The organism is Komagataeibacter oboediens (assembly GCF_018491655.1).
Lineage (GTDB): Bacteria > Pseudomonadota > Alphaproteobacteria > Acetobacterales > Acetobacteraceae > Komagataeibacter > Komagataeibacter oboediens.
Genome location: NZ_JABLUU010000014.1, coordinates 24,389 through 46,546 on the forward strand (window position 1 = coordinate 24,389; position 22,158 = coordinate 46,546).

Annotated in this window: 18 protein-coding genes; 9 read left to right on the forward strand and 9 right to left on the reverse strand. The window is 62.9% G+C overall.

Annotation, left to right across the window (positions count from 1 at the left end; all coding sequences use genetic code 11):
• Positions 1 to 70 precede the first annotated feature (70 nt).
• From HNO79_RS11630 to HNO79_RS11655, 6 genes are all read right to left on the reverse strand, one after another.
• Positions 71 to 1,690 (reverse strand): carboxylesterase/lipase family protein, encoded by a 1,620-nt coding sequence (locus tag HNO79_RS11630; RefSeq protein ID WP_214165490.1) that lies wholly within the window; start codon positions 1,688 to 1,690, stop codon positions 71 to 73.
• A 153-nt stretch (positions 1,691 to 1,843) separates the two neighbouring features.
• The gene (locus tag HNO79_RS11635) at positions 1,844 to 3,148 is read right to left on the reverse strand and encodes a phospholipase D-like domain-containing protein (protein WP_214165491.1); all 1,305 of its coding nucleotides are present in this window, start codon (positions 3,146 to 3,148) and stop codon (positions 1,844 to 1,846) included.
• Between the two features lie 122 nt (positions 3,149 to 3,270).
• The gene (locus tag HNO79_RS11640; RefSeq protein WP_214165492.1) at positions 3,271 to 4,179 is read right to left on the reverse strand and encodes a S1/P1 nuclease; all 909 of its coding nucleotides are present in this window, start codon (positions 4,177 to 4,179) and stop codon (positions 3,271 to 3,273) included.
• A 112-nt stretch (positions 4,180 to 4,291) separates the two neighbouring features.
• Positions 4,292 to 5,374 (reverse strand): purine-nucleoside phosphorylase, encoded by a 1,083-nt coding sequence (locus HNO79_RS11645; RefSeq protein WP_214165493.1) that lies wholly within the window; start codon positions 5,372 to 5,374, stop codon positions 4,292 to 4,294.
• A gap of 489 nt (positions 5,375 to 5,863) precedes the next feature.
• On the reverse strand, positions 5,864 to 7,309 hold the full coding sequence (locus tag HNO79_RS11650; protein WP_214165494.1) for an amidohydrolase family protein: 1,446 nt from the start codon (positions 7,307 to 7,309) through the stop codon (positions 5,864 to 5,866).
• 70 nt (positions 7,310 to 7,379) lie between these two features.
• Positions 7,380 to 8,636 (reverse strand): cytosine deaminase, encoded by a 1,257-nt coding sequence (locus HNO79_RS11655; RefSeq protein WP_214165495.1) that lies wholly within the window; start codon positions 8,634 to 8,636, stop codon positions 7,380 to 7,382.
• Positions 8,637 to 8,883: 247 nt separating this feature from the next.
• On the opposite strand from HNO79_RS11655, the gene HNO79_RS11660 reads away from it, so the two are divergent.
• Genes HNO79_RS11660 through HNO79_RS11695 form a run of 8 tightly spaced genes read left to right on the forward strand, consistent with a single transcriptional unit; the run spans position 8,884 to position 16,522 of the window.
• Positions 8,884 to 9,852: an ABC transporter substrate-binding protein gene (locus HNO79_RS11660; protein ID WP_110507174.1), complete on the forward strand. Its 969-nt coding sequence runs from the start codon at positions 8,884 to 8,886 to the stop codon at positions 9,850 to 9,852.
• Positions 9,849 to 10,646: an ABC transporter ATP-binding protein gene (locus tag HNO79_RS11665; protein WP_010514472.1), complete on the forward strand. Its 798-nt coding sequence runs from the start codon at positions 9,849 to 9,851 to the stop codon at positions 10,644 to 10,646. Before HNO79_RS11660 ends, HNO79_RS11665 begins: the two co-directional genes overlap by 4 nt.
• Entirely contained in the window at positions 10,643 to 11,425 is a 783-nt protein-coding gene (locus HNO79_RS11670) for an ABC transporter permease (protein WP_214165496.1), read from the forward strand. Before HNO79_RS11665 ends, HNO79_RS11670 begins: the two co-directional genes overlap by 4 nt.
• 35 nt (positions 11,426 to 11,460) lie before the next feature.
• Positions 11,461 to 12,282, forward strand: a complete 822-nt coding sequence (locus HNO79_RS11675; RefSeq protein WP_010514469.1) for a creatininase family protein — start codon at positions 11,461 to 11,463, stop codon at positions 12,280 to 12,282.
• Positions 12,283 to 12,308: 26 nt separating this feature from the next.
• Positions 12,309 to 13,670 (forward strand): FAD-binding oxidoreductase, encoded by a 1,362-nt coding sequence (locus tag HNO79_RS11680; RefSeq protein ID WP_214165497.1) that lies wholly within the window; start codon positions 12,309 to 12,311, stop codon positions 13,668 to 13,670.
• Positions 13,667 to 15,316 carry a CocE/NonD family hydrolase gene (locus tag HNO79_RS11685; RefSeq protein WP_214165498.1) on the forward strand — a complete coding sequence of 550 codons (1,650 nt, stop codon included), beginning with the start codon at positions 13,667 to 13,669 and terminating at the stop codon, positions 15,314 to 15,316. Before HNO79_RS11680 ends, HNO79_RS11685 begins: the two co-directional genes overlap by 4 nt.
• A 1-nt stretch (position 15,317) precedes the next feature.
• The gene (locus HNO79_RS11690) at positions 15,318 to 15,737 is read left to right on the forward strand and encodes a cupin domain-containing protein (protein ID WP_048855484.1); all 420 of its coding nucleotides are present in this window, start codon (positions 15,318 to 15,320) and stop codon (positions 15,735 to 15,737) included.
• Between the two features lie 11 nt (positions 15,738 to 15,748).
• Entirely contained in the window at positions 15,749 to 16,522 is a 774-nt protein-coding gene (locus HNO79_RS11695; protein ID WP_214165499.1) for a cysteine hydrolase family protein, read from the forward strand.
• 301 nt (positions 16,523 to 16,823) lie between these two features.
• On the opposite strand, the gene HNO79_RS11700 is transcribed toward HNO79_RS11695, so the two are convergent.
• Complete coding sequence (locus HNO79_RS11700; protein WP_042658849.1) at positions 16,824 to 17,483, reverse strand: TetR/AcrR family transcriptional regulator; 660 nt, start codon at positions 17,481 to 17,483, stop codon at positions 16,824 to 16,826.
• Between the two features lie 298 nt (positions 17,484 to 17,781).
• Positions 17,782 to 18,792, reverse strand: a complete 1,011-nt coding sequence (locus HNO79_RS11705; protein ID WP_214165500.1) for a zinc-dependent alcohol dehydrogenase family protein — start codon at positions 18,790 to 18,792, stop codon at positions 17,782 to 17,784.
• Positions 18,793 to 19,282: 490 nt separating this feature from the next.
• Here HNO79_RS11705 and HNO79_RS11710 point away from each other — a divergent pair, with 490 nt between their 5' ends.
• Positions 19,283 to 20,518: a NupC/NupG family nucleoside CNT transporter gene (locus HNO79_RS11710; RefSeq protein WP_010514461.1), complete on the forward strand. Its 1,236-nt coding sequence runs from the start codon at positions 19,283 to 19,285 to the stop codon at positions 20,516 to 20,518.
• A gap of 328 nt (positions 20,519 to 20,846) precedes the next feature.
• On the opposite strand, the gene HNO79_RS11715 is transcribed toward HNO79_RS11710, so the two are convergent.
• Complete coding sequence (locus tag HNO79_RS11715; protein WP_214165501.1) at positions 20,847 to 22,118, reverse strand: M20 family metallo-hydrolase; 1,272 nt, start codon at positions 22,116 to 22,118, stop codon at positions 20,847 to 20,849.
• Positions 22,119 to 22,158: the final 40 nt, after the last annotated feature.

Consider the following 22,158-nt stretch of genomic DNA (forward strand, 5'->3'; position numbering starts at 1 on the left):
TTTCCTGTCTGGGTATGATGGACCCGCGTCACATGCCCGCCATCGGGTGTCCGGCGCGGGTGACGCGCGATCACGGGAAAAGGCTGTTGGGAATGGCGGGGTGGCGGCCCCAGAACCCGCAATGGTGACGGGTCGCCACGTCGTGCTCGACCCGGATCCCCCCATCGGCCGGCGGCGCCAGCACCGTGACATCGGGGGCCTGCGGGGTCCATGCCGGCCATGGCGCGGTCGTGCCCGACCGTCCAAATGTGGCCCACATATCCATCATCTGTGCGGACAGCGCCTGCTGCACTGGGGATAGCGGACCCGCGACGGATTTGTAACCGAACAGGTACAGCAGTTCCGCCGTATGGGACGCGCCACGGTCAAATCCCGGCGCATCCGGCAGTTTCATGGCCAGCGAGCGGAAGGGCGGCGCGGTGCGGTCGGCAAATTCATAGACGGCAACATGCGTCGGGCCATTCAGCACCGCCGCGGCCCGTAGCGCGGGACAGATCAGCATCTGGTCCGTGCGCAGGGCGGAAAGGGTATAGACCGGGTCCTGTCCCGGGGTAAGGGGATATTCCTTTTGCAGGTCGGCTGCGAACCCACTGTAATCCTGCTTCAGCAGCGCGTGGTACCGGTCGGTTGACAGCGGATAATAGCCGGCAAGGAACGTCCGCAATTCGTCGCGGTTGAAGCCGATCAGGACGGGAACCGAACCCACGGCGCCCGCCCGGATTGCCGCGTCCACTGGCTTGGGCTGCAGTGTGCTGCCGGACGGCGTGACCGGAAACAGGGGGCGGGAGACGGATGTCCCGTCCTTCAGCCGGACGGTTGGCTGCTGCCATACCGTATTCCATGCCGCCAGCAGGGCCGGAACCGGCAGGCGTTTCATGCAGGACAGCGGGTCAGGCCCCGTGCAGCCTGCCGCCTGTGCCGTTGCCGTGCCGATCGCCTCCATCACCGCGCGCGTGGGGCGGCCGGGGCAGAAGCCGCTCTGCATGATTGCCTGCGTGACAAGCCCGTGGGCCGCAGGTGCCGTCAGCACGTCACATATGTTCGCAGCCCCGGCTGACTCGCCCACCACGCTCATGCCCGTGGCATTGCCACCAAATGCCGCGATATTGTCGTGGGTCCACTTCAGCGCCGATATGATATCGCTGAGCGCCAGGTCCCCCTGCGGCTGCCCCCGTTCCCCCCCAAGGGCCAGGAAACCGAAAACCCCCAGCCGGTAGGTGGGAATGACCACGATGGAATGGGTGCGCGTGGCGAATTCCGTCCCGTCATAACTGGCGGGCGTGCCGGTCTGGTTGCCACCACCATGAATGAAGACGGTTACCGGCAGGCTGGCATGCGCATCCACGCCCGCCGGGCGATAGATGTTGAGGTACAGGCAGTCCTCATTCACCGTCTCGCCCACATCGGCGCTGATCGGGGCGGCGCAGCCCATGCGTGCGGTCGTGGCCCGGACGGGAGCGGGATAGGACGCAAGGGGCGTGGATGGCTGCCACCTGCCCTGCCCCATGGGCGGGGCGGCGAACGGAACGCCAAGGAAAATATCCGCATTCCCCTGCGTCATGCCCGAAATCACGCCAACAGGTGCCGTGACCGACGGGGTGGCGGCCTGCGCCGCCGATGCTGCCAGCATGCCGGTGGCGGCGGCAAAAACAGCCGTAAGAAGCCCGCGTGCTAACGTCCGTTCCTGCATGTCACCACCTGATTGTCGTTCATTTCATTTCCTTATCATTACAAAAAGGACGTGCCAAGCGGGTTGGGGTGTCACATGGCGTCAGGGCAGCCTGCCCGTGTCGCCATGCGGCAGATCCATGTAATGTGGATGAAAGATGCCTGTGTGCCCGGGTCAGTCGCGCTTTGGCATGGCGTAGGTCTTGCCCGCTTCAAGCTGGGTTACGTATGGCCCGGTCCAGTCATGCATGAAAATGGCGTTCAGGTCCCGGGCGGGTGACGCGCCATGCACGAAAATGGATGCGTTGACCGTTGTCGTGAAGTAGCTGGGTTCCCAGTTGCCGGTCCCGATATAGACCGCATTGTCATCCGCAACCGCGTATTTGCAGTGTTCAACCCGCGCGAACGGTATCTTCTCTCCCGGCATGTCGGGAACCGTGCTGAATTTGACGGTGACATGCGGCAGGACGGACAATGACTTGAGATAGGACTGCATCGGTTCGGACAGTGACCAGTTGGACACGATGATCTGGGTTTCCACCCCCCGCGCGGCTGCATCACGCAGGGCCGTATCCAGTACCGGCCAGTAGCCACGCGCGCCGTAATGGTTGAATGCGCTCATGGTCAGGACCTGGAGGCGCAGGGTCTTGCGCGCGCCGTGGATCATGTCCACCAGCGCCTTTTCCTCGGTCGTCAGGGAGGACGGCATCATGACCGCCGGGCTGAAGGCGGGAAAGGCAATCAGCGGCTGTGTCCCGTCGGACAGGATAACCGGGTTGGCCTGCGTCACGGGCGCGAAATCCGGTGTCGCCGCGAATTTGGCATAGGCATTGGATAGCGGCGCGCCCTGCGCCAGCATCCACAGCATGTTGAAGTCCGATTCAAAATCGCGTGCTATCGGCGCATTGTCGATCCGTGCGCCAATTTCATGAATGTGTTCAAGCGCGCGCCAGTCCCAGTTCTGGCTGCCCACGAATACGCTGTTATTGTCAACAACCATGTATTTGGCATGCAGGATGCCACCCGTCAGCATATGGCCGGGCAGGATGGCGGTCGAGATATTGGGAATGGTCTTCAGTTTTTCCAGAACGCTTCCCGTTTCCTTCAGGAAGGACTGCTCCACCACGATACGCACCTGCACGCCCGCCCTGGCGCGTTCCGTCAGGGCGTCGAGGATGTCGGACATGCTGTGGCCGGGTTTGTCTGTAATATAGAAAACCGCCGCGTCAATGGAATGCTGGGCGTGGTGGATCATGTCCAGCCAGACATCCTTGGTGCGGGCGATGCCGGGCTGGCCGTACAGGGAATTTTCCGGCACGCTTTCCACGATCTGGAAATTCCGCTGCGTGCTGTCATCCGCACGGGCCACGTTGCCGTTTGCGACAAGGCCGGCCATGACCATGGCGCAGCCCGCCAGCCAGCGCAGGCGGCCATGTCGGGATGTATTGCGCGAAAGAATGCTGTCTGAAAAAAGGATCACGGCGTATCGCCCTTCTTTGAAATGAACATGAAAACCGCTCTGTTTCCCGCAGGGATTGCAGGAAAATACGGTTTATGCCGCCGGGCCGCCCATGCGCCGCACACGGCATGCAGGCCATCCCGTTACCGTGGGGCCCTAACGCTTGCATCCGCCAGATCCCGGTTCAGGACGAATGCCAGCCGGACGCCGGCTTTTTCCAGTTGCTCCGTCACGACCGTGCGTGCCGTTGCGTCGTACCCCGCAGGCAGCGACAGGGGCGCGCTGTTGGCGTCACACCCGGCCGGGGAATTGAAATCATATACGTATGTCTTTGCCAGGCCGAAGCTTTCCATGGCCCACTGCGTGGGGGTGCCGGCCTGCCATGCATCTTTCTGCGTGACGGAAATCTGGTCGAACAGCCGATCGGCCAGATGCCGGGCGTCCGGGTCTATTTCCGTGACCACCGCCGTGTCCCAGTAGCTGTGCAGATTGGTCGTGCGCGGGCCGCCCAGGCTGATCCGCACGCAGTTGCCGCCCCGGTCGTCATGGTCCGCCGCGTGCAGGGGCTGATGCATGTCCCCCACGAAATGAATGACATATTTCAGCGCCAGCACGCGGTCCGTGTCTGTGGAAGCTGGGTTGGACAGGATATGCTCAAAGCGTTCAAGCTGGCTTGTGACGCAGGCCTGTCCCCCGCCCTGCGCCGGGGTCTGGCAGGCGGCGGCCATGTCGGGGTGGTTGATCTCAAGGTCGATGAAATGCCATGGCCCTGTTTCCGGGTGTCCTGCGGCACGCCATTTATCGGCCCATGTTGCGCGTGACATAAGGTCCGGCGCGGTCAGCGTGTCGTGATCCGTGGCGAGAATGGCATCAACCTTCGCACGGGTATCCGGCGTCATGTATTTCCATGCAAGTGCCGCAATGGCTTCGTGGCCTTCCATACCCCATGCATGCGCCCGGTCGGGACACATGGACAGGCCGAGGAGTGCGGCGCCAATGCACCAGACCGGCGTGCGCCTGTTGGCGCGCGTATCGGAAGACCTGCTGCTCATCGTGACGTTGCCTCCTCATCGGTGTGCCTGCCGGATGGAATGTCCCGGTCATCCGGCAGGTCCTGTTAAACCACTGCCGCCAGCACTTATGTGTATTTATTAAGAAGATTTGTCATGAGGGAACATTGTCGCGGTATTTTTTCCAGTTCGACAGGATTTCCTCGATCACCGGCTCCCCTGCCCGTTCATTATTGTCAAACGCCAGTGACTGCCCCGGTCCTTCATCCCCCATCGACTGCGTCACGGGCACGCCCGGCGGCGGGACCGAGAAATTGCTGCCTGAACGCAGCACCATGATCCGGTCGGGATCGACAAAGCCCAGCGTGGCCAGCGTGCGCATTTCACGCTGGTAGGTCTGGCTTTCCTCATTCGTCATGACGAATTTGCCCTGCCCGTGTGTCCACAGCCTGACCCAGTCCTGTGCCCAGCGGTTGCGCGGCGCGCCATGCCAGTAGCGTTCCGCGCCCAGTGTCTCGCCCATCAGGACAAAGGGTGGCTTGCGGGCCTGATCGAAGCCCGTCCATGCCTTGCGCCGCAGGGCAATGGCCGGGTCATCGGCCAGGTTGACCCGCTGGCTAAGTGCGAATGCCCAGCGCGCCAGCCCCTGGTTAAGCGGATACGCCCGTGTCAGTTCCGCCACATCCGTCACCGATCCATAATGGTTCGGCGCTTCGGGCAGGGTGTTGGGGCGCGATGCGCCGATGGCGTACAGCCCGTAAGGCCAGTCCTTGGGAATGGTGCGGTCATCAATTTCACGCAGGGCATCACCATCCACGACCCAGCGCGCCCATGCAACGCTCCCGACCGAGGCCGCATTGGGGTCAACACCCGAAATGCCCGTAAACAGCCAGTAGGTGTGATGGAAGTCGAAACGCGGATCAAGGACGAACGCCGCAAGGTCCGTTACGCCGTGCCGCAGCACCAGGCCATACAGCCCTGCCCTGTTGCGGCGGACCACGTCGGGCACACCGCGGACGGGCACTTTTTCATCCAGATGTTCGCGTTCAACCCAGTTCTGGTACTCACCGGGTTCATCGCCGCTATCCGCGCCATTTTCCCAGTTAGTTACGACAACAAACCTGACTTCCTGCGCAGGTGTCGCGCCATGCGCGGCCATGGGCAGACAGGCCGCGCCCGCAAGCATGACAGATGTAAAAATACCGGCAGGAAACCTGCTTCGCCTCTGGTCAGCCATCAAATACTTTCGCTTTCGTTTCCAGACCACACCCACCATGAAATCCGGATGCATCCGAAAGCGGCACAACGGCGCTGCCGCCCCTGATCGTTCCCGGTTGCCCATGGACCATGCCACGCGTCCGGCATGGCCGGATCATCACATCAGGTGAAGGGACCGGTAAACGTTACAGATGCGGCAAGATTGCGCCAGACACAAAGACGGCCACACGCTGTTGCATTTTAATTGACACCTGCCCGTATCGGCCTGCCGGGGCTGGAGGCAGTATTTCCCCTGCCCTGCATGGCTGTCCGGAGCCGTGCACGTCGCCTTTTGGAAAACGGCACCCGGAAGCATACAGCTTTTTTATTGAGGACTGTCTGGAAAGCCGCCTTGCGAAACGTCCGGTAAATCTGCGGAAAGCTTCGGGAGACGTCGCCTTTTTGGGAAAAGGCGACACCCGCAAACTTTTATCTGTTTTTTATCAATCAGCTGATTTCAGGCAGCGTCTTATTTATGGCGACCGGCATGGTGCGGCAGCGATGCCGCCACGCGCCGGTCGGCCTGCGCTTCCACCGCGCTGATGTCCTGCGTCAGCACCCTGCCGTGGTCCACCACCAGCCTGCCGCCAACATAGACCTGTTCCAGATCCCGCTCGGACGCGGCAAGGACCAGCGTTGCGTACGGATCAAACACATGTGCGAGATGCGTCGGGTCGATCACAAGAAAATCGGCAAGCTTGCCTACTTCAAGGCTGCCCAGGCGGTCGGAAACCTGCAGGACGGACGCGCTGCCAACCGTATGCAGGCGCAGCACGTCATAGGGGCTCATGATGCTGGCGCTCTGGTATTTGTCGCGGATGGCGTACAGCCCCGTGCGCATGTTTTCGAACGGATCGGCCAGATCGGCACTCGCCTCCCCATCTTCGCCCATGCCCACACGGATGCCGTCCTTGAGGTAGGTGGGAATGTCAGCCGTGCCCGAGGCCAGCCGCCCGTTGGACAGGGGGTTCCATGACATGGCGGCCCCTGCATGGCCTGTCTGCGACAGGATTTCGGGCGTGGTATGGATGAAGTGCCCGAAGATCAGGTTCGGCCCCATCATCCCGCTCTGCGCGAAATAGGGAAAGACCGCCTGTTCGGACGCGATGGTATCGGGCGGTTCAAGGTAATGGGTCTGGTTGCTGACCCCGAATTCCTTCATCAGGGCCGCTTCCAGCATTGCTTCCGACTGGGCATGGGCCGGACTGTCCTGAAAGGCGACGGTACCATTCAGCATGACGGACAGGAATGTGGTGCTGGCAGGCTGCGCCCTTGACCAGTCAATGAAGCCGCGCAGGTGCTGGCGCGCGCCATCCAGCGAATGGTCGGCGGCGTCCGCCGTGGGGTTGATGCCGTGTACGAAGCGCAGGCCGGAATCCATTTCCGCGCGGAACTGCTGGTGGTCCACGTTGTCACGTTCGGTTTTCGGCTGGCCCCAGTGATTGCCGTAATTGAAATTATAGGCTGCCGTCACGCCATGCTGCAGGTGGTCAAGCGCGCCATCCAGCGTAAACCAGTAAAAATCCTCGGCCTGCGCGCGGCTGGCAGCCTTGTCATACAACGCGTCAATCCATCCCGGCAGCGTCTTGTCCTGCGCCAGACCACGATAGGCGGCCTGCCACAGGTGGCTGTGGGCGGAAATGAAGCCCGGCATGATCCAGTGGCCATGCGCGTCAAGCGTGGTCGTGGCATGGATGCCCGCGCCGGGTGTGCCGGGCGCAACGGACAGGATCGTGCCATTGGCGTCGATCAGCATGTATCCGGTAAAGGGCTTCTTATATTTATCCGACATGGAAAATATATAAGCGTTCTTTACAAGAAACGATGGCTGGCTGTCCGCAGCACCCGCATGGGCAAATGGCAGCAGGCACAGCATCGTGGCTGCCAGCAGGGTTCTTTTTCCGATTGGCTTCATGATGGTCTATCCATTTTTCAGAACTGGTAGCAAAAGAAAAAGGGGTGTGGCCGGACGCTTGCGCGACCTGTCACAGTTCGGCGTATGAGGGCGCGCGTGCATCGATCGCCCTTCCGTGGCGTATGACGGCCCGTGGCGCCGTGGGCCGGGTGACAAGCTGGTTCATGTCCCGGGCCGCGAAAATTACCAGGTCGGCGGGGCTGCCGGCCCGCAGCGTCGTGTCCAGCCCCATCCATCGCGCAGGGGTGACGGACACGGACTGCCACCACCCGCCGAACGGATGGTCAAGATGCGCAATACGCACGGCCTGCGAAAATACCTCCGCCATGTCAAGGTCGCCATAGGCATAGAACGGGTCGCGCGTGTTGTCGCTGGCGAACATGACCGGCACGCCCGCCGCGTGCAGTTCGTGCACCATTGTCACGCCGCGCCACAGCGGGGTGCGGCCGGGCGTGCGGTCCTGCAGGTACATGTTGCACATGGGCAGGCTGACGATGCCAATGCCCGCATCGGCCACGCTTTTCACGATCTCGGCCTGATGCGGCGCATCCTGCACCGACAGGCTGCAGCAGTGCCCGCACAGCACCGGCAGCCTGAAGCGCCGTCGCATGACCGTCTCGGCCACGGTCTGCAGGGCGGTGCCGCCGCGCACGTTGTTTTCGTCCACATGCAGGTCCAGCCCGCAGCCAAAGCGTTCCGCCAGTGCGAACAGGCGCTCCAGATGTTCCGGCGTGGCGTTGTCGTGCATGAGCACCGCGCCAAGACACGCGCCCGGCGTGCTGGCAACATCGCGCGCGATGCGTTCGCCGTCTTCCCCTGCGTAGGACTGCGGCATGACGAGGGAGACGGCCTGCAGCGCGATCCGGCCCGCCCACTGCGCCTGCATGTCCCGGACCAGTGGCCACACCCGCTGCCCGTGCGTACCCATGGTGTCCAGATGGGTACGCACCGCCTGCGTGCCATGCGCGTATGCGCAGCGCAGCGCGAATGTCATGCGGCGGCGTACGTCTTCCGTGCTCCAGTAAGCTTCGCGGTCCTGATTGACGGCCTGCAGCGCCCCCATGAAGGTCCCGTCGGGGTTGGGGGTCCGGTCCCATATGAACCCCTTGTCCAGATGGGTGTGGATATCCGCCATGGCGGGCCAGACCATGGCGCCATCCAGCGCCACCACCGGCAGGGCCGTATCGGGCGCGCGTTCGGATATGGCGGCGATCCGCCCGCCTTCGATGACCAGATTGCGGCGCAGCAGGCTGCCATCGGCTGCGGGCAGTGTGGCATCGGCCAGTACGTAGGCGTCATTATCGGGGAAAAGTGCAAGATCCATCATTATGTCCCGGGTCCATGCCGCCTGCCTGCCATGCCCCTGCGCGCGGCCTGTCCAGAACGGAATCGTATCATTAATCCCGCATCCGGCCGCGATTGCAATGGAACAGCATGATGCCAGTTAAGCAACACGACATGTTAAAAATACCGCTTTATCAATACGATTCTATAATGTTACGCTGCCGTTGTAAATTCAGCCGTCCGGGTTAATGGGGAAGACGATGCACCATCAGGGCATAGGCAGACGTAGCATGCTGGCGGCCGGCGGCGCCATGATGGCCACCATGTTCATGCGCCCGCGCCCCGCAGCGGCGGACCAGCCGACGCTGCGGCTGCTGACAAACTGGTATGCCCAGGCAGAACACGGTGGTTTTTACCAGGCCCGGGCCGACGGCCTGTATGCGCAGGCCGGGGTTCCCGTCTCCATCAGAATGGGCGGGCCGCAGGTCAACAACATGCAGCTGCTGCTTGGCGGTCAGGCCGACATCATGATCGGCAGCATGGAACTTGCGCTGCTTGCCGCGGCAAAGGACCTGCCGGTTGTGGCCATAGGCACGTCGTTCCAGAAATCCGTGACCGGCCTTATGGTGCACAAGGACATTACCGCGCTTGACCAGCTGAAGGGGCACCCCATCCTGATCAATACCGAGGGGCGGGCCACCTTCTGGCCGTGGCTGCGCGCGCGATTTGGTTTTTCGGACGCGCAGGCCGGTGTCTATACTTACAACATCCAGCCATTCGTCATGAACCCGCGTCTGGCGATCCAGACCTTCGTAACCTCCGAACCCTTTGCCGCGACACAGAAGAACATCCCCTTCAATTACCTGCTTCTGTCTGATTCCGGCTATCGCACATACGGGAACGTGCTTCTGGCCACGCGTGATGTCATTGCCCGGCGCGGGGACGACGTGACCCGCTTCCTGCGCGCCAGTGCGGTGGGGTGGAACACGTACCTGTACGGCGATGCGACGGCGGGGGACAGGGATATCGTCGTTGACAATCCGTCCATGTCGGCGGCCCAGCTTGCCTATTCGCGCGATGCGCTGCGCCGGATCAGTGCGCTGGGGGAAAAAGGAAGCGTGATCGGCATGATGGATGATGCCCAGTGGGCGGCGCTGCATGACCTTGTCACGGCTGATGGCCAGTTTCCCGACACACCGGCGTGGCGCAGGGCCTATACGACCGAATTCGTGTCGCATCTGAGCACGACCGTAGCATGAGCCCGGTCGTTGGCCTGTGGGGGGTCGAAAAGGTCTTTGGCAGTGGCGTCCGCGCGCTTGCCCCGGTTGACCTGGAAATCCAGCCCGGTGAATTCATAAGCCTGATCGGCCCGTCCGGCTGTGGCAAGAGCACGCTGCTCAAGGTCATTGCCTCCATCCACCCGCCCACGGCCGGGCTGGTGCGGTGGTGGGGACGCGATTTCACGCATGTGGGGTCCGAAGGGCACAGGATGGCCTTCGTATTCCAGGACCCGACACTCATGCCATGGGCGCGGGTGGAAGATAACGTGCGCCTCCCGCTGGACCTGGAACGCGTGCCCGTCTCCACCGCTGCGCCGCAGGTCCGTGCCGCGCTGGAACAGGTCGGGCTGGGCCATGTGCTGCGGCATTACCCTGCGCAGCTGTCGGGCGGCATGAAAATGCGCACCTCCATCGCGCGCGCACTGGTGACGCGGCCCGACCTGCTGCTGATGGATGAGCCGTTCGGCGCGCTGGACGAATTCACCCGCGACCGGCTGGATGGGGAAATGGCGCGCCTGTGCTACGAAAACGGGCTGACCACGGTTTTTGTCACGCATTCGCTGTACGAGGCGGTTTTCCTGTCGTCGCGTGTCATTGTCATGGCGGCCAATCCGGGGCGGATATTTGGTGAATACCATATCGACCCCGCCATCCGCCGTGACGACGCATTCCGGCTGAGCGACGGGTTCGCCCATATGTGCCGCGACCTGAGCCAGATGCTGACGGAGGCAACCCATGCAACCTTTGCCGGCGCGGAGGGCGTAAATCCATGAACGCGCGCAATGCGGCACGGCTGGGCCTGCTCGCACCGGTGCTGGTGGGGCTGTGCACGCTGGGGATATGGCAGGCGGCCTGCCGGCTGTTTGCCGTTCCCACGTACCTGTTCCCGGCGCCGTCCGATATCGTGGCCTCGCTGTATGCCAACGGGCCCATGCTGCTTCATGCGCTGGGCAGCACGCTGTATGTCACCCTTGTGTCGCTGCTGGTTTCGGTCCTGCTGGGCACGGCCATCGCGGTCGTGCTGGTGCAGCACAGGCTGCTGCAGGCCAGTTTCATGCCGTATGTCATCATCCTGCAGGTCACCCCCATCGCGGCGGTGGCGCCGCTGATCATCGTGCTGGTCAAGACAACGTCCATGGCGCTGGTGCTGTGCGCCACGCTGATTGCCATTTTTCCCGTCATTTCCAACACGCTGATCGGCCTTGGCTCCGTTGATCCGGGGCTGGAGGCCTATTTCCGCATGCACAAGGCCACGCGCATGCAGATGCTGCTGCGGCTGCGCATTCCCAGTGCGCTGCCCATGTTCATGGCCGGTGTCAGGATCGCCAGTGGGCTGGCCCTTGTCGGCGCGGTCGTGGCGGAATTCGTGGCCGGTACGGGGGGCAACAGCGCGGGACTGGCCTATGAAATCCTGCAATCAGGCTTCCAGATGGACATACCGCGCATGTTCGCCGCCCTTTTCCTCATCACTGTCACGGGGCTGGTTCTGCATGGTGGCATGACCACCATCGAACGCCTGCTGCTCGGGCGCTGGATGCGCCCGGTCACATGACGCCTGCTCCCCTTTTTTTCGGAATCTGACCTGATATGACCAATACCCTTCCCCGTCGCTACTGGCAGGACATGATCTCGCGTGAGTTCCGTGAGCTGCCGGACAATACGGTCGCGGTGCTGCCCGTGGGCGCGATTGAACAGCACGGGCCGCACCTGCCTGTCAGCGTGGACAGCTGCATCAATGCGGGGCTGCTGGAACGTGCGCTAGAACGCGCGCCCGTCGACCTGCCGATCACGGCGCTGCCGCTGCAGGCCGTGGGCAAGAGTGACGAACACATTGCCTACCCCGGCACGCTGACGCTGTCGGCTGATACGCTGCTACATGTGCTGCTGGACCTTGGGGCGAGCGTCGCGCGCGCGGGTGTGCGCAGGCTGGTGCTGCTCAATTCCCATGGGGGACAGCCGCAGATACTCGACATCGTGGCGCGTGAACTGCGGCGGACCCACAACCTGTTTGTGGTGTGCGTGGCATGGGGGCGTTTCGGCTGCCCCGAGGGGCTGTTCACCCCGCAGGAACTGAAATACGGCATTCATGGCGGCGATGTCGAAACGTCGCTCATGTGCTACCTGCGCCCCGACCTGGTACGGATGGAGCGGGCGGAAAACTTCGTGTCATGGCCCGAAGAAATGGCCAGGGAATACAAGTGGCTGCAGGCCGAAGGCCGCGTGGGGTTCGGCTGGCATGCCCATGACCTTCACCCCGCGGGTGCATGTGGCGATGCATCGGGGGCGACTGCGGAAAAAGGCAGGCTGGTTGCGGACAAGTACATCGAGGGCTTTCTGGAACTGATGGCGGAAGTCGCCCGCTACCCGCTGGAGCGCATACGCCCGGTCACGCCGGACCTGGGGCGCTAGGCCGATCGGGGATAGGAGAGACGCATATGACCCTGGATACGTTCCTCAACGACCTGCCGCATGTCGCGGCCCAGACCGAGCCTGCCATCGTCAAGCGCAAAAGCCGGGATTTCTACTGGTACAGCCCGGCACTGAAGGCGCGGTTGCACGGGCTGGCGGCGCAGGCGGTGGTCATGCCCCGCACGACGGATGACGTGCTGGACATAGCCCGGGCGGCGCGGCGGCATAATGTTCCCCTGACCGTGCGCGGCGGGGGCACGGGCAATTATGGTCAGGCCGTACCGCTGCAGCAGGGCGTGATCGTGGACATGACCGAAATGAACCGCGTGCTGAAGGTGGAACACGGCGTGGCCCGGGTGCAGGCGGGTGCCAATATCCTTGCCCTTGACCGTGAACTGCGTGGGCAGGGGCTGGAAATCCGCATGTTCCCCTCCACCAAGCGCACGGCGTCGATTGGTGGTTTCTACTGCGGGGGGTCCGGCGGCATCGGTTCGGTCAGATGGGGCGGGCTGAGCAATCCGGGCAACCTGCTGGGTGCGCGGCTTGTCTCCCTCGCAGCCGAACCCGAGGTACAGGACCTGCGCGACAGGGAGGTGTTCTGCCTGCAGCATGCCTATGGCACCACGGGCATCGTGACGGAAGTGGACGTACCGGTCGAGCCGGTGATCGCATGGCAGGATCTGGCCATTGGCTTTGCGGATTTTGCCGCGGCCACCGCGTTCGGGCGCTCACTGGCCATGCAGCCGGGCATCGACAGGAAACTGGTCAGCGTGATCGACGCGCGGCTTGTCCCCTATTTCCCGCATCTATCCGATGTCGTGCCGCCGGGCCATGCGATCGTCATTGCCATGGTGGCGCCTGCAGCCGTGGCGGTGGTAGACGACCTCGCACGCCAGCAGAATGGCAGCATATGCTACCGCGCCGCCATGCATGAGGCCGAGGACGACCCCACGCGGATGCCGCTGTATGAACTGACGTGGAACCACACGACCCTGCAGGTGCTGAAGAAGGACCGCTCCTTTACCTACCTGCAATGTCTCCATCCCGCGCAGGATATGCTTGAAAGCGTGGATACGATGACGCGGCTGCTGGGTGAGGAGGTGATGTTCCACCTGGAGTTCATGAATGTTGGCGGCCAGATCGCCTGCGCGGGCCTGCCGGTATTCCGGTTCACCACGCAGGACCGGCTGGATGCGATCATCGCCCTGTTCCGCGCGCATGGGGTCAGCGTGGCCAACCCCCATGTCTATACGCTGGAGGACGGTAGCCCGCGCCAGCAGATCGCCCCGGAACTGCTGGCGGCCAAGCAGCGCAATGACCCGATGGGCCTGCTCAATCCCGGCAAGATGCGCAGCTTTACCCCGGTGGCGCAGGAAACCCCGGCATGACGGACAGGCTGTACGCCGTGGCCGCGCCGCGCACCGAACGCATGTGCGCGCGCGACGGGACGGTGCTGGTGGCCGACATATGGCAGCCCGAAGGGGACGGGCCGTTTCCCGTCCTGCTGATGCGGCAGGCCTATGGCCGGCGTATCGGCACATCGCTGTGCTATGCGCCGCCGGAATGGTACGCGGCACGTGGGTATATCGTGGTCATGCAGGACGCACGCGGACGTGGTGAATCCGGCGGCACGTTCGACCTGTTCCGGTATGAAGCGCAGGACGGGGTCGATACGGTCAACTGGGCTGCCGGATTGCCAGGCAGTTCGGGGCGGGTCGGGATGTTCGGGTTTTCCTTTCAGGGAACCAACCAGCTACTGGCCGCGACCCAGGACTGCCCTGCCCTGCGCGCGCTGGCACCAGCCATGATCGGCTGGGACCTGCGCCGTGACTGGGCCTATGAAAATGACGCCTTTCCCCTGCGCGCCAACCTGGGGTGGGCGATACAGCTTGCGGCCGAGACCGCGCGTCTTGCCGGGGACCACGCAGCACAGGCGACCCTGTTCGCGGCATCGCGCGGCATGTCCTTTTCCGGGTCGACACCTGTCAGGCCGCCCATTCTCGACCTGCTGCGCCGGTACAGCCATTATACCACATGGCTGGATACCCCGGCGGATGACCCGTACTGGGCATCAATCTCGCCCGCCGCGCATGTGGACGCGATCATTGCCAGTAAACCGGCGGTTTTCCTGATTGGTGGGTGGTACGACAGCCACCTGCCCGGCACGCTGGCGGCATGGCGGGCGCTGTCGGGCCATGTTCCGGCGCGGCTGCTGGTGGGACCATGGGGGCATTTCCCGTGGGACCGGCGCACCGGGGATCTGGATTTTGGCAATGACGCCATAACCGATATCGACCAGCAGCAGGTCCGCTGGTTCGACCAGTGGCTGAAAGACCGTCCCCCCGCCACGCCCGACGCGCCCGTGCGCCTGTTTGATATGGGGGCGCATGTCTGGCGCGATGGCGCCGACCTGCCGGAACCTCAGGCCATGTTCCACCTGTCCGGAACCGGGCGTGCCGCCATTGATACGCGCGACGGGGGGCTTGTGCCCGCAGGCCAGATCCGGCCGGATGCAGATGTGCCGCAGTCCCTGACCCTTGACCCATGGCGGCCCGCCCCGGCGCAGGGCGGCAGTTTTGGCATGCCGGTCGGCCCGGTTGACCGCAGCCGGACGGATGCCCGGTCTGACATCGCGACGTTCACCACCCCGTCACTGACTGCGCCGCACCTGCTGTGTGGTCAGGTCATGTGCCGGTTTGTGGTGCGCAGCGCGCATCCGTCCTTTGACCTGCATGCCGTTCTGTCGCGCATAAGCGCAGCGGGGCAGGCCTATACCCTTGCGGAAGGTTATGCCAGGGCCGGACCGGGAGAGACCACCGTGCCCATGCGTGCCACCTGTGCGCGGGTGGAAGCGGGCGAAGCCCTGCGGCTTTCGGTTTCCCTGTCATGCTTTCCGGCCTTTCCCCTCAATCCCGGTACGGGTGTCGCGCCATGTGACGCCGCCCTGCCGGACATGACCGTGACCACCGTACACATCGTGACCGGGGATGGCGGCACATGCCTGCATCTTCCCCTTTCACCAGCCGGAGAATGACATGAACGCCTTTTACAAGAGATCGGTCGGCCAGATCGAGGCCCGTCGCATTTCACCCAATGACAGCAACTATTTCGTGCTGCTGTTTGATGAAAAGGATGGCGGGACGACCTGCGTCGCCGTTGTGGAAATCTTCACGGTCGGCGGCAAGACACCGCCCAACACGCACCGGGCGGCAGATGAACTGTTTTTCGTGCTGAGCGGACAGGGCCGCGCGCTGTGCAACGGGCAGGCCACCGAACTGCGCAAGGGGGATGCACTGCTGGTCAAGCCGGGGTCGGAGCATATCGTGGAAAATACCGGCGATAAAAAGCTCTATACCCTGACGGTCATGGTGCCGGATGAAAAATTCGGTGCGCTGATCCGTCGCGGCACGCCTGTCGAACTGGATGATGAGGACCGTGCGGTCCTGTGCGGCTGAAGGAAGACCCGATGAACCCGCTGGGCTGCAACACCCGTAACCGCTGGCAGGTGTCCGACACCACCGCCAACCTTGTGCGCCCCCCCGTCACGCCGCGTCTAGTCACGCTCAGCGCGCCGCCCAAGCAGGTCACGCTTGACCTGGCGCGGACGGCCATGATCGTGATCGACATGCAGAATGATTTCTGTCACCCCGAGGGCTGGCTGGCGGGGATCGGGGTGGACATCACGCCCGCGCGCGCGCCAATCGCGCCACTGTCGCGCCTGCTGCCCGCCCTGCGCGGCGCAGGCGTGCCGGTGATATGGGTGAACTGGGGCAACCGGAAGGATCTGGCCAATATTCCCCCTTCCCTGCTGCATGTCTATGACCCCGAGGGACACGGCGTGGGTCTTGGCGGGGCGCTCCCGGTGCATGATGCCCACGTGCTGGAACATGGCAGCTGGAGTGCCGGCATCGTGGATGAACTGGCGGCTGATGCGTCGCGTGACCTCCACGTGGACAAATACCGCATGAGCGGCTTCTGGGACACGGTGCTGGACAGCGTGCTGCGTAACCTGCGGGTGGACACGCTGCTGTTCGCGGGGGTCAATATGGACCAGTGCGTCATGGCCACGTTGCAGGATGCAAGCTGTCTTGGGTATGACTGCATTCTGCTGGAGGACTGCGCCGCCACGACATCGCCCGATTTCTGTGCGCAGGCGACGGTCTATAACGTGCGGCAGTGCTTCGGTTTCGTCACCAGCGGCGACGAATGCCTGCGTGCGATGCACGATGGCGCGGCGTGACGCGGCAGCCTGAAAGTTTCATATCAGGTGCGGGCTGCCGGATCATTCCGGCACCCCGTTTGCGGGGGCGCTAACCCCGCCACCGGTCGCCCTGTCTATCTGACAGATGAATCAAGGCTGGCGCACCAAGACATGCACCGGGCAGACATTCTGCCGGCTGGACGGTCCGCAACCTGTGGGTCAGCATGTCTGGTGCATGGATACGGGACCATAGTCATTCATGCCATGAACCTGGCGGGCGGGTCTGCTCAGCCTGATTTACTTACGAATGCCCCAAAAGGGGATTAATGCGGCAGGTAGGTCAGGCGCTGGCGTTTGTGCATATGCCGGACAGGAAAATCCCCCATGCCCTGTCAAAAAACTTTTTTCGTGCGGCGGCATCCTGCATCCGGTTCTGGCCCAGCATGGTGTTCTGCAACGGCCATCCGATCACCAGGCTCATGAGGACGCGCGTCATTTCCTCATGGTCGTGGGATTCAATACGTCCCGCGTCCGCTGCTACACGCAGCAGGCGGCTTATGGTTGCTACGAAGGGTTCCACGATGGTGACCATCATTTCATCGGCAACGAATGGAATGCGGTGCCCGTCGCTAATGACAATCCGGTAGGCTTCGCGCGTTTCCGGCCGCAGCATGAAGTCCAGAAAGAACCGGGCAATTTCACGTGTTGCTACCAGCGGGTCTTTGGACGATGCCTCCATGGCCCCCGCTTCGTGCAGCAGCAACCGGCCCCGTTCGGCCACCACGGCCTTGAACAGGTCCTCTTTCGAGGAATAGCGACGGTACAGCGTGGCCTTGCTGCATCCTATGACGCGGGCAATCTTTTCCAGCGAAGTGGCGGCATATCCCTGTTCGACAAAAAGGGCGGTCGCAACCTCAAGGACCTGCCGGTCAAGCTGCGCCGACACTTCAGGTGTCGGGCGTCCGCCTGTGTGCTGGGGCCTTGGGGATACGTCAGGCATGTCCGGTCCTCTGGTTGCATCTGTTCCGAAAGAAACAGGCGATCCATACCACACAACCCCTTTCAGGCGCCATCGCCCCGCCCCGCGACATGACATGCGCCCATGGCGGGTATGCCTTCGCGCGGTACAGGCCCGGGCGCCTCTACCGGCGGTGTCATGCTGGTACATGAACCGGCTTTCTGTTGATGAAACCCTTGATCCTCAGCGAGAACAGGTCACGCCCGTGGCCCGGGTTTTTCATGCCGCCAGAAGGCAGGCCGGTGACTGCCCCTGACCATGCAGGGGCAGTTTTTCCGTATTACTGGATTTCCAGGCAGATCTTGCCGAAATGCCGGTTGCTTTCCTGATAGCGGAACGCGTCCACAATGTTTTCCAGCGGAAAGGCGCGATCAATGACCGGGCGGATGGCGTGCGCGTCAAAGGCCCGCACCATGGCCTGCTGGTCTGCCCGGCTACCGACCAGAACCCCCTGCAGGCGGAACTGCTTCAGCAGCATGGACACGATTTCCAGATGGCCCGAAACGCCGCTCAGGATGCCGATGGTGGAAATATGCCCCCCGACCCTGATCGCCTCCATTGACTGCGCCAGGGTTGCCGGGCCGCCCACTTCAATGACATGGTCCACCCCCCTGCCGCCGGTCAGGTCCCATGCGGTTTTCCCCCATTGCGGGTTTTCGCGGTAATTGATCACGTGATCCGCGCCCAGTTCACGCAGGCGGTCGAGCTTGGCACCGCTGGAGGACGTTGCGATCACCGTTGCGCCCGCCATCTTGGCGAACTGCAGAGCGAATATGGACACCCCGCCCGTGCCCTGAACCACAACGGTGTTGCCCGGACTGATCCGGTCATCAACAAACAGGGAGCGCCACGCGGTCAGGCCTGCGGTGGTGAGTGTCGCGGCCTGCGCGTGCGTCCATCCGCGGGGCGCATGGGTAAATGATGTTGCAGGGGCGGTGACGTATTCGCGCGCATATCCGTCCACCCCGTCGCCCGGTACGGTCGTAAACCCGATGACCTGTGGCGCACCGGAAAGCCAGGTGGGGAAAAACGTGCTGACCACCCTGTCGCCGGGCGCGAATTCCGTGACCCCTGCCCCGGTTTCCACTACCTCGCCCGCCCCGTCCGCCATGGGAATGCGCGGCACGGCCGGTCCCCACATGCCGCTCACAACGGCGTAATCATGATAATTCAGCGACGAGGCATGCAGGCGCACCCTGATTTCACCTGCGGCGGGCGCGCGCACGGGCTGATCCGTCATGACCACATTCGCGAACCCGCCTGGGGGCTGCACCACGATTGTCCGGTTCATGCCTGGCTTCTCCTTTTATTACGAATGTTTGTTATTTTTATTATGGACTGAAAATCAGAGGTTACCCGTAATCTGGCCCGGTTGCGGCGTACTGTCCACCATGTCCTCTCCGGCGGTCCGGGCCGGACATTGTCGATCCTGCCTGCGCAGGACTGGCTGACCGGTATGTGCCATTGGGGAGATCATGCCGTTCTATCTATGCGGGTGTTCGCTGATGGCATGAAGGCTGAAGGGAAAGCCTGCAGCATTGCCATGCTGCCTGTCTGATGCAGCCGTAATTCCCATTACGCTGGCAGGACACGGCGCATCATGCGCTTACGGGCAGATGTGCCCCGTGATGGATACGGTCCTGCCCGCCCCTTCGCCCGGTGCGTGGAATATGCGTGCGGGACAAGACAGATGCTTGACGATGGGCGGCATGATGTTACGATAACCTAACTAAATAGTCAGAAAATTCCATTTTGCGTTTCTGCGGCCTGAAAGTTTCCTCATGCATATCCGTGGCTTTATCGGCATTATATTCCTGATATGTGTTGCCATGGTGTTTTCCACGGACCGGAAACGCATCAACCTGCGCATTATCGGCGCCTGTCTGCTGCTGCAGGCGGGGATTGGCCTGCTGGTGCTGCGTGTGCCGTCGGGGCAGGCCGCGCTGCGGGCCATATCGGACATGGTGACCCAGGTCCTGTCCTATGGCAGCGAGGGCGCGCGCTTCCTGTTCGGGGGGCTGGTCGGTCCCCGCATGCATGACCTGTTTCCCGACGGATCCTATGTCTTTGCGTTTCAGGTGCTGCCTTCGCTGGTCTATGTCAGCGCGCTGATTGCCGTTCTCTATCATTTTGGCATCATGCAGGCCTTTGCCCGGCTGCTGGGGCGTGGGCTGCAGTGGCTGCTGGGCACGTCGCCGGTTGAATCCTTTGGCGCCATCATCACCATTTTCGTGGGCCAGAGCGAACTGCCGGTCGCCCTTGGTCCCTATCTTGCATCCATGAGCACAAGCGAACTGGCCAGCGTGATGTGCAGCGGCACGGCGTCCGTTTCCGGCGCGACGCTGGTCGGGTATTTCGGTCTGGGTATTCCGGCGGACTATCTGGTGGCGGCGTCCTTCATGGCCATTCCCGGCGGCCTGATGTTCGCCAAGATGCTGGAACCCCGCGCACCGGACAGCCCGGTCAGCCCGATAGATGCCGGGCGTGCCGCCTATCATCGCGCCTTTTTCGAAGCCGTGATGGAAGGCGCGATGAAGGGCGCCCAGACCGCCGTGGCGGTGGCGGCCATGCTGGTTGCGTGTATTGGTCTGATCGCGCTGGTCAATGGCATGCTGCAGGGTATCGGGGGGCATGTCGGCCTGCCCGCACTGTCGCTGGAATACATCATGGGCCTGCTGCTGGCGCCGCTGGCATGGATGCTGGGCGTGCCTGCGGGTGAATGCGACGCGGTGGGATCGGTGCTGGGGCTGAAGGTCGTGCTGAACGAATTCGTCGCCTACCTGCGGCTGGGGCCGGACATACAGGCAGGCCGTCTGTCAGCCCGGGCGGCGGCCATTGCGTCGTTCGCCCTGTGCGGGTTCGCCAATCTCAGTTCGCTGGGGCTTGCCGTGGCGGCCTTTGGCAGCCAGTGCCCGGACCGGCGTGAGGAAATTGCCCATAAAAGCGCGCGTGCCGTGCTGGGTGGCATGCTGTCCAACCTGATGAGTGCGGCCATAGCCGGCATCATCATGCCCTGATCTGCCGCGCGGCAGTTGATTTTTGCAAAACAACAGAAGTTTTTTGGGTGCCGCCTTTTTCAAAAAGGCGGCGTGTCCTGAATCGTCCTGAACAACGCGTCACCAAAAAACATCTTCTGCCCGCACCATATTTTCCGGGGGGCGTTTCTGAAAACCGCCCGTTCTGACGGACTGTATTCCCCGCGGCCGTGTTGCGGGAAAAGCCCATACCCGGATTTTTACCCCGCAGACGCATTCAGGCCGGTCCACCCATAAGGGCGGACCGGCCTGATCATCGTGCGTATCATGTCTGCCCCGCCCATGCAGGACGAGAACAGGCATGGCGCGATTATCTGCTGTTGAAGGCTGCGTCCGCCTTGAGCACCGCCCGGAGAAGGACATCCGCCCCGGCCGTCGCATCCTGTTCGGTAATGCTTTCCGCCTCGTTATGGCTCAGGCCATCGGCACAGGGGACGAAGATCATGGCCGTCGGCGTAATGCGCGCCATGTAGGCCGCGTCATGGCCGGGGCCGGATACGATACGCCGGGCGCTGTAGCCGCTTTCCACTGCCGCGGCCTCGACCATGTCGATGCAGGCGGGGTTGAAATGCACGGCTGGTGCGTCCCAGATCCGCACGATATCCAGTGTGACGCCACTGCGCTGCGCGATTTCGGGCAACTGGCTGTACAGCTGCTCTTCCATTCTGCGCACGACCGCATCATCGGGGTCGCGCATGTCGATGGTGAAAAACACCTCGCCGGGGACCACGTTGTTGCTGTTGGGTCGGTTTTCAATCAGCCCCACGGTGCCGACCGCAGTGGGCGCATGGGACAGGGCCACTTCGCTGACCGTCTCGATCATGCGGGCGGCGGCCAGCAGCGCGTCGTGGCGCATGGGCATGGGGGTGGAACCGGCGTGGGCGTCCTTGCCCGTGACCGTGGCCTCGTACCACCGCGCGCCCTGCACGCCGGTGACAATGCCAATGGTCTTTTCCTCGGCTTCCAGGATCGGACCCTGTTCGATATGCAGTTCGAAATACGCGGTGACCGGATGCTGCCCGCACGGTTCGCTGCCGCGATAGCCGATGGCCTCCAGTTCATCACCGAAGCGCTTTCCCGCCCGGTCGCGCTTGTCCAGCACTTCCTGTTCGGTAAACACGCCGGCAAAGACGCCCGAACACATCATGGGCGGGGTAAAGCGCGACCCCTCCTCGTTCGTCCAGTTGATCAGTTCGATCGGGTGGCGGGTCACGTAACCGGACCGGTGCAGCGCGCGCAGGACGGCAAGGCCACCCAGAACGCCAAGGATACCGTCATACTTGCCGCCCGTGGGCTGCGTATCAAGGTGGCTGCCAATGGTGATGGGCGGCAGGCTGTCATCCTGCCCCGGTCGGCGGGCGAACTGGTTGCCCATGGAATCATGCGTGACCGTGCAGCCCAGTGCCTCGCACGTGCGCACGAACCAGTCGCGCACCTGCCTGTCTTCCGCCGTCAGTGTCAGGCGGCGGATCCCGCCCTTTGGCGTGCCGCCAAACCGGGCGGTTTCCATAAGGTCAGACCACAGGGCCTGCCCGTCAATGCCAAGATTGCTGCCATGTGTCGCGGTTGTATGCTGTGTCATAAGCTTCCTTCCATGCCGGGCTGCACCCTTTGCTGGCCTG

Excerpts from the sequence above, each read along its gene's own strand:
- HNO79_RS11630 (WP_214165490.1), bottom strand. The coding sequence starts at position 1,690 with ATGCAGGAACGGACGTTAGCACGCGGGCTTCTTACGGCTGTTTTTGCC.
- HNO79_RS11640 (WP_214165492.1), bottom strand. The coding sequence starts at position 4,179 with ATGAGCAGCAGGTCTTCCGATACGCGCGCCAACAGGCGCACGCCGGTC.
- HNO79_RS11645 (WP_214165493.1), bottom strand. The coding sequence starts at position 5,374 with ATGGCTGACCAGAGGCGAAGCAGGTTTCCTGCCGGTATTTTTACATCT.
- HNO79_RS11650 (WP_214165494.1), bottom strand. The coding sequence starts at position 7,309 with ATGAAGCCAATCGGAAAAAGAACCCTGCTGGCAGCCACGATGCTGTGC.
- HNO79_RS11655 (WP_214165495.1), bottom strand. The coding sequence starts at position 8,636 with ATGATGGATCTTGCACTTTTCCCCGATAATGACGCCTACGTACTGGCC.
- HNO79_RS11660 (WP_110507174.1), top strand. The coding sequence starts at position 8,884 with ATGCTGGCGGCCGGCGGCGCCATGATGGCCACCATGTTCATGCGCCCG.
- HNO79_RS11665 (WP_010514472.1), top strand. The coding sequence starts at position 9,849 with ATGAGCCCGGTCGTTGGCCTGTGGGGGGTCGAAAAGGTCTTTGGCAGT.
- HNO79_RS11670 (WP_214165496.1), top strand. The coding sequence starts at position 10,643 with ATGAACGCGCGCAATGCGGCACGGCTGGGCCTGCTCGCACCGGTGCTG.
- HNO79_RS11675 (WP_010514469.1), top strand. The coding sequence starts at position 11,461 with ATGACCAATACCCTTCCCCGTCGCTACTGGCAGGACATGATCTCGCGT.
- HNO79_RS11680 (WP_214165497.1), top strand. The coding sequence starts at position 12,309 with ATGACCCTGGATACGTTCCTCAACGACCTGCCGCATGTCGCGGCCCAG.
- HNO79_RS11685 (WP_214165498.1), top strand. The coding sequence starts at position 13,667 with ATGACGGACAGGCTGTACGCCGTGGCCGCGCCGCGCACCGAACGCATG.
- HNO79_RS11690 (WP_048855484.1), top strand. The coding sequence starts at position 15,318 with ATGAACGCCTTTTACAAGAGATCGGTCGGCCAGATCGAGGCCCGTCGC.
- HNO79_RS11695 (WP_214165499.1), top strand. The coding sequence starts at position 15,749 with ATGAACCCGCTGGGCTGCAACACCCGTAACCGCTGGCAGGTGTCCGAC.
- HNO79_RS11700 (WP_042658849.1), bottom strand. The coding sequence starts at position 17,483 with ATGCCTGACGTATCCCCAAGGCCCCAGCACACAGGCGGACGCCCGACA.
- HNO79_RS11705 (WP_214165500.1), bottom strand. The coding sequence starts at position 18,792 with ATGAACCGGACAATCGTGGTGCAGCCCCCAGGCGGGTTCGCGAATGTG.
- HNO79_RS11710 (WP_010514461.1), top strand. The coding sequence starts at position 19,283 with ATGCATATCCGTGGCTTTATCGGCATTATATTCCTGATATGTGTTGCC.
- HNO79_RS11715 (WP_214165501.1), bottom strand. The coding sequence starts at position 22,118 with ATGACACAGCATACAACCGCGACACATGGCAGCAATCTTGGCATTGAC.